Below are 6,691 nucleotides of genomic sequence, written 5' to 3'. Positions count from 1 at the left end.
CGGGGACGGGGACGGGCGCGGCGGCCACGACCGGCGCCGCCATTGTTAACACAGAAATCACAACTGCCCCACAGGCACCAGAAGTCACAGCTCAGGGCCAGTAAGGACCTTCCGGGGCCCGCCCGATATCCGGAAACCGGTGTCCCCTGTCCGAAATCCGCCCTTGACGCTCTTTCGGGGCGCCCTCAACATCATGCCCACGTCAAAATGAGTTGGGAGCCCCCCATGCTTGAACTCAGCGGTCCCACCCTGCAGCCCTCACGCCCCCGAAGATCCCGCACCGGCGCCCTCCTGGCCACCGGTGCGGCCCTCGCGGCCACCCTGCTCGGCGCGGCCTCCGGCCCGGCCCTGGCGGTTCCCACCGCCGCCACGGCCCGTCCGGTCGCCGCCGCCGGACCCGACATACCCGTCGCCAACGTCAAGGCGCACCTCGCCCAACTGCAGTCCATAGCCACCGCCAACGGCGGTAACCGCGCCCACGGCCGCCCCGGCTACAAGGCGTCGATCGACTACGTGAAGTCCAAGCTGGACGCGGCCGGCTTCACCACCACCGTGCAGCAGTTCACCACCGGCGGCGCCACCGGCTACAACCTCGTCGCCGACTGGCCCGGCGGCGACACCGACCATGTCGTCTTCGCCGGCGCCCACCTGGACTCCGTCTCCGCCGGACCGGGCATCAACGACAACGGCTCCGGCTCGGCCGGCGTCCTCGAAACCGCGCTCGCCGTGGCCCGCGAGGGCTACAAGCCCGCCAAGCACCTGCGGTTCGGCTGGTGGGGCGCGGAAGAGCTCGGCATGCGCGGTTCGAGCCACTACGTCAACCAGCTCCCGGTTGCCGAGCGCGGGAAGATCGACGCGTACCTCAACTTCGACATGATCGGCTCGCCGAACCCCGGCTACTTCGTCTACGGCTACGACCAGAACCTCAAGGCCCTCTTCGAGAACTGGTTCGCCGCGAAGAACATCGCCACCGAGATCGACACCGAGGGCGACGGCCGCTCCGACCACGCCCCCTTCCAGCGGGTCGGCATCCCCGTCGGCGGCCTCTTCAGCGGCGCCGACTACCGCAAGACCGCCGCGCAGGCCCAGAAGTGGGGCGGCACCGCCGGCCAGCCCTTCGACCGCTGCTACCACTCGTCCTGCGACACCTCGGCGAACATCAGCGACAAGGCGCTCGACACCAACACCGACGCCATCGCGAGCGCGGTGTGGACGCTGAGCGGCGGCACCACCAACCCGCCCGGCGGGAAGATCTTCGAGAGCAAGTCGCAGCTCGCCATCCCCGACGGCGGAGCGGCCGTCGAGTCGCCCCTGACGGTCTCCGGCCTCACGGGCAACGCGCCGTCCGCCCTCAAGGCCTCCGTCGACATCAAGCACACCTGGCGCGGCGACCTGGTCGTCGACCTCGTCGGGCCGAGCGGGAAGGCGTACCGGCTGAAGGACTCCAGCGGCAACGACTCCGCGGACGACGTCGTCGCCACGTACACCGTCGACGCCTCCGGGGAGACGGCGAACGGGACGTGGAAGCTCCGCGTCCAGGACATCGCCGCGCAGGACACCGGGCGCATCGACGGCTGGAAGCTCACCTTCTGATCCGGCCCGGTCATCCCCGGCGCGGGCGGCCGGCCCGCCGCCCCGGCACAGACCACTGAGGGCACAACCCCGCACCCCTCACCCACGGGCGGCCCCGGCCCGGCACGGCCCCGTACGGCCCTGCGCAGGCCCTGCACGGGCCCCTCAGGCCGTGATGTCCTTCGTCGTGAACCGCGCCCACGCCGCCGACCCGAACACGGCCGCGTACAGCGCCTGCAGCCCGAAGTTGTCCAGCAGCTGGTCCCAGTAGACGGGGGCGCGCAGCAGGTCAGCGAAGCTCAGCCAGTAGTGCGGGAAGAGGTACGGCTGGATCGCGTGCAGCTGCGGGAACTGGTCCAGGATCTGCGCCGTGATCAGCAGGCCCACGGTGGTGGCCATCGCCGCGATCCCGCTGCCGGTGAGCGTGGAGACGAACAGCCCGAGCGCCGCGATGCCCACGAGCGACAGCGCCACGGCCCCCGCGACCGCCAGCGTCCGCAGCAGCCCCTCCCCGAAGGACACCGTCACCCCGCTGATCAGCGTCACGTCCCCCAGCGGGAAGAGCACGGCCCCGACGGCGAGCGCGGAGGCCGCGACGGTCAGCGTCGCCGCACAGCAGAACGTCAGCGTCGCCGCGTACTTGACGAGCAGCAGCCGGGTGCGGCCCGCCGGTGCGACCAGCAGGTAGCGCAGCGTGCCCGCGCTCGCCTCGCCCGCGACGGAGTCGCCCGCGATCACGCCGATGGCCATCGGCAGGAAGAAGGGCAGGGTCGCGGCCAGCGAGGTGAAGACCAGGAAGAGGCCGTTGTTGGTGACCTGGCTGATGAACGCCGGGCCCGCTCCCCCTTGGCCGGCCGAGCCGCCGTCCTGCGTCTCGATCTTCACGGCGATGCCCACCAGCACGGGCACGGCCGCGAGGACGCCCAGCAGGGCGAGCGTGCGCCACCGCCGGAACACCGTCGTCACCTCGCTGCGGAAGAGCGACAGCGCCCGCAGCGGGCCGGGAGCGCGCCTCCCCGCGGCGGCCGGAGCGGCCGGTACGGCCTCAGCCTGCGACATCGAATCCCTCTCCGGTGAGTGCGACGAAGGCGTCCTCCAGGGAGGCGCGTTCAGTGCCGAAGGAGCGCACGCGGACACCCGCGCGGACGAGCGCGGCGTTGAGGTCCGCGAGCTCCCGGGCCACGGCGGGCAGTTCGCCGGTGACGCGGTCGTCGTCGACGGCGAGGTCGTTCACGCCCTGTTCCTTGAGCACGCGGACGGCCTCCGCCGTGTCGGGTGTGGTGACGGCCAGCCTGCCGCGCGCTGAGGAGGCCAGTGCGGCGACCGTGCCCTGGGTCAGGAGGCGTCCCTGGGCCATCACGGCGGCGTGGGTGCACACCTGCTCGATCTCGTCGAGCAGGTGCGAGGAGAGGAAGACCGTGGTGCCCTCGGAGGCGAGGCCGCGCACCAGGGTGCGGATCTCGCGCATGCCCTGCGGGTCGAGGCCGTTGGTCGGCTCGTCCAGGACCAGCAGCTCGCGCGGCTGCAGGAGGGCCGCGGCCAGGCCCAGACGCTGCTTCATGCCCAGGGAGTACGCCCGGGCCTTCTTGCCCGCCGCGGCGACCAGCCCGACCCGGTCCAGGGCGGCGTCCACCCGGGCCTTGCGGGTGCGCGGGTCGGCCGTGGGGTCGGCGGCGTCGTACCGCACGAGGTTGTCGCGGCCGCTGAGGAAGCCGTAGAGGGCGGGCCCCTCGATCAGCGCCCCCACCCGGGGCAGCACGCGCCGCCCCGCCCGCGGCATCTCCTCGCCGAGGACGCGGGCGACGCCGGAGGTCGGCTCGATCAGCCCCATGAGCATCCGGATGGTGGTCGTCTTGCCGGAGCCGTTGGGGCCCAGGAAGCCGAAGACGCTGCCGCGCGGCACGACGAGGTCGAGCCGGTCGACGGCGAGCTGCCCGCCCCGGTAGCGCTTGGTGAGCGCGTGGGTGGCTATCGCCGGTTCCCCGGCGGCGGACAGCTCCTCCATGGGGCCTCCCTGCCTGCGATCCGCTGTACGTACTGCTTCGCCGGACGTGCTACTTCGACGCGGCCTTGACCAGCGCGTCCTTGGTGACGGCGCCCACGTAGACCTTGCCGTCGTCCGTGACCAGGGCGTTGACCAGGCGGGTGCTGAAGACGTGGCCCGAGCCGAAGGAGCCCGAGACCTTGCTGCCGAGGCCGTCGAGCAGGGCACCGGCCGGACCGGCGTCCTTGCCGCCCTTGGCACCCTTGGCACCCGCGCCCGGCCCCACGCCCCCGGGCGACCTGAACTCGGCGATCGACGTCCAGCTCTTGCCGATCACGTTCATGCCGGACAGGCCGGACTCGTCCAGGCCCTTCTTCCGGCCGTCCGCACCGGCCTTGCCGCCCTCGGCGTCCTTGCCGCCCTTGTCCTCGGTGACCTTGGCGCCCTTCGGCGGGGTGAAGGCGAAGGTGTCCGCGGCCGGCCTGGAGAAGTCGACCTTGGTGAAGGCCGCCTCAACGACGGCCTTGCCGCCGCCCTTCGGGGCGAGCGTGAACTTCAGCGGCACACCGTTCTTCGCGTCCACCGCGATGCGCACCGCGCCGACCGTCGACTCGGCCTGCTTGGGCTTGATGACCAGCTGGTAGGCGTCCCGGCCGGCGACCTTGGCCGTGCCGTCCACCGACACCGACGTGGAGTCGTCCACGGCGGCGAGCGTCTTCTTGGCGAGGTCCTGCGGCGAGGCCCCGCGCAGCTCCCCGGGGGCCTCCTTGCCGCCCTCGGCGCCCTTGGGGGCCGTCGAGCGGTGGACGGTGTTGCTCTTGCTGTCGTACGCCCAGACCTGGTCGCCGTTGCGGATCAGGCTGTACTCCGCGGCGCGCTCCACGATCGACAGCCGCTGCTTCTCGGGGCCGTCGGCGGCGACGCGCAGGGTGTGCGTACCGGAGGCGAGCTCGGTGAGCTTGGCCTGCGGCGAGGCGTCCGCCCCCTCGCCCTTGCCGGCCGGGCCGTGGCCTGCGGCCTTGCCGCCCGGGCCGTCACCGAGCGAGAGGCCCGCGGGCATCGAGGGGAGGCCGAGGTCGGTCGTGATCTTGACCGTGCCGGAGAGCTGCTGGGTGTCCGACTTCGCCATCTTGGCTATGAGGTCCTGCGCGCTGATCGTGGGCAGGTCGGGGTCGCCGCTGCTCGCGAGCGCCGTGCCGATCCCGATCGATGCCGCGGCGATGCCGGCCACCGCGACCGGGACGGCGTAGCGGACGGCCTTGCGGCGGCCCGGTGCCCGCCCGGCGCTTTCCCCGGCGCCGGCCGCCCCGTCGGTGCCGTGGGTCGGTTCGATGCGTGCCATGTCCTCTACCTCCGTCGTCGGCGGCGGTCTCGACGTGTCGTGCACCCGCCACCTCCTGAGCTCATTGTGAGCCCGGCCGCTCGGTGGTGGAGCGGGGAATCCGGGGCTTTTTCCCCGGTCTCTTCCCTCGCCTCGAGACACTTCGATTCCACCAGAGGCGGCCTGCCGGGTCATCAGACGACGGGATCAAGTCCGTGTACCCCTCGGGTAGGACATCCCCTACGGGACGGCCACCCGCGAGGGGGAGGAGGCGCCTGACCTTCGTCAGGGCACCGGCCCGCGTCGAGGCACCCGGCCCGCGTCAGGGCACCGGCCCTCGTCAGGGCACCCGGCCTTCGTCAGCCGGCCCGGTGCACCACGGCGTCGCAGAGGTTCTCCAGGGCCGCCTTGGCGAAGCAGTCGGGCAGCGGGGCCAGCACGGACCGCGCCTCCTCGGCGTAGCGCACGGTGTCGCGGCGGGCCTGCTCCAGGGCGGGGTGGGCGCGCAGGCGGCGCAGCACCTCGGCGTGGAGGGCGTCGTCGGCGAGGTCGCCGTCGAGCATCTCGCACAGTTCGAGGTCGGCGGGCGAGCCGGTGGCGGCGGCCCGGGCGCGCAGATGGAGGACGGGGAGGGTGGCGATGCCCTCGCGCAGGTCGGTGCCGGGGGTCTTGCCGGACTCGTGGGAGTCGCTGGCGATGTCGAGGACGTCGTCGGCGAGCTGGAAGGCCATGCCGAGGCGCTCGCCGTAGTGGGTGAGTACGTCGATCGTGCGCTCGTCGGCGCCGGACATCATCGCGCCGTAGCGCCCGGAGACGGCGACCAGCGAGCCGGTCTTGCCGGCGAGGACGTCGAGGTAGTGCTCGATGGGGTCGCGGCCGTCGCGGGGGCCCGCGGTCTCCAGGATCTGACCGGTGACCAGGCGCTCGAACGCCTCGGCCTGGATACGGACGGCCTCGGGACCGAGGTCCGCGAGGATCTGGGAGGCGCGGGCGAAGAGGAAGTCGCCGGTGAGGACGGCCAGGGAGTTGCCCCAGCGGACGTTGGCGCTGTCCACGCCGCGGCGCTTCTCGGCCTCGTCCATGACGTCGTCGTGGTAGAGGGTGGCCAGGTGCGTGAGCTCGACGACGACGGCGGAGGGGACGACGCCCGGGGCGTAGGGGTCGCCGAACTGGGCGGCGAGCATCACCAGCAGTGGCCGGAAACGCTTGCCCCCGGCGCGCACGAGGTGCTGTGCGGCCTCGGTGATGAAGGGCACGTCGCTCTTGGTGGCCTCGAGGAGTCCCTCCTCGACAGCGGCCAGTCCCGCCTGGACATCGGCTTCAAGAGCCTGGTCCCGCACGCTCAGCCCGAAAGGCCCGACGACGGTCACGAGGGGTACTCCTGTCTGCCTGCGAACACGGGGTTTGTCGATGTGTCGCTGTCTCCACCGAAAGTCAGCGTATCCGGTCGGCTGTGGATCACCGTGGCCGCCCGTCCGGGTTGCGCTGTCCCGGGCCCTTCACGGACCCTCTCCCCGGCCGGTGTCCGGCGTCCTCCGCGACCCGACACACGTGCTGGTGTGCGACGTGGGTGCGACGTGACATGTGCCCCGCGCGGCCCTTGGTCACCCCGCGGGCGGCCCTGCCGGGCAGGCCTGATCTCGTGGGTTTCGGCCACTCGGCGGAGCCGGCCCGCTGCACTGCGGGCCTCGCCGCGGGCCGGCACGGCACCGCCGGTCACGCCCACGGCGGTTGCCCTCTCCCCGGCTGCCACTGGGGGACCCGGGCGGCGGAGTTTCATCCTGCCGGCAGCCGGCTGCTCTCTTCCCTCCGCC

Annotated in this window: 5 protein-coding genes; 1 reads left to right on the top strand and 4 read right to left on the bottom strand. The window is 72.6% G+C overall.

What is annotated here, in order from left to right; all coding sequences use genetic code 11:
• The first annotated feature begins 225 nt into the window (after nt 1-225).
• Entirely contained in the window at nt 226-1,593 is a 1,368-nt protein-coding gene (locus V7793_RS30630) for a M28 family metallopeptidase (protein WP_336012649.1), read from the top strand.
• 144 nt (nt 1,594-1,737) lie between these two features.
• Here V7793_RS30630 and V7793_RS30625 read toward each other — a convergent pair whose 3' ends face one another.
• The 4 genes from V7793_RS30625 to V7793_RS30610 form a co-directional block, all read right to left on the bottom strand.
• The gene (locus V7793_RS30625) at nt 1,738-2,631 is read right to left on the bottom strand and encodes an ABC transporter permease (protein WP_336012646.1); all 894 of its coding nucleotides are present in this window, start codon (nt 2,629-2,631) and stop codon (nt 1,738-1,740) included.
• The gene (locus tag V7793_RS30620) at nt 2,618-3,577 is read right to left on the bottom strand and encodes an ABC transporter ATP-binding protein (RefSeq protein ID WP_336012643.1); all 960 of its coding nucleotides are present in this window, start codon (nt 3,575-3,577) and stop codon (nt 2,618-2,620) included. The genes V7793_RS30625 and V7793_RS30620 overlap by 14 nt, the downstream gene beginning before the upstream one ends.
• 49 nt (nt 3,578-3,626) lie before the next feature.
• Nucleotides 3,627-4,898 carry a LolA family protein gene (locus V7793_RS30615; RefSeq protein ID WP_336012640.1) on the bottom strand — a complete coding sequence of 424 codons (1,272 nt, stop codon included), beginning with the start codon at nt 4,896-4,898 and terminating at the stop codon, nt 3,627-3,629.
• A 338-nt stretch (nt 4,899-5,236) separates the two neighbouring features.
• Complete coding sequence (locus tag V7793_RS30610; protein ID WP_336012637.1) at nt 5,237-6,247, bottom strand: polyprenyl synthetase family protein; 1,011 nt, start codon at nt 6,245-6,247, stop codon at nt 5,237-5,239.
• Nucleotides 6,248-6,691 lie beyond the last annotated feature (444 nt).

This window comes from Streptomyces sp. KLMMK, assembly GCF_036961605.1.
Classification (GTDB): Bacteria; Actinomycetota; Actinomycetes; order Streptomycetales; family Streptomycetaceae; genus Streptomyces; species Streptomyces telluris.
This window is presented reverse-complemented; position numbering and strand designations above follow the sequence as displayed.

Coding starts and splice junctions, on each gene's coding strand:
- V7793_RS30630 (WP_336012649.1), top strand. CDS start 226: ATGCTTGAACTCAGCGGTCCCACCCTGCAGCCCTCACGCCCCCGAAGA.
- V7793_RS30625 (WP_336012646.1), bottom strand. CDS start 2,631: ATGTCGCAGGCTGAGGCCGTACCGGCCGCTCCGGCCGCCGCGGGGAGG.
- V7793_RS30620 (WP_336012643.1), bottom strand. CDS start 3,577: ATGGAGGAGCTGTCCGCCGCCGGGGAACCGGCGATAGCCACCCACGCG.
- V7793_RS30615 (WP_336012640.1), bottom strand. CDS start 4,898: ATGGCACGCATCGAACCGACCCACGGCACCGACGGGGCGGCCGGCGCC.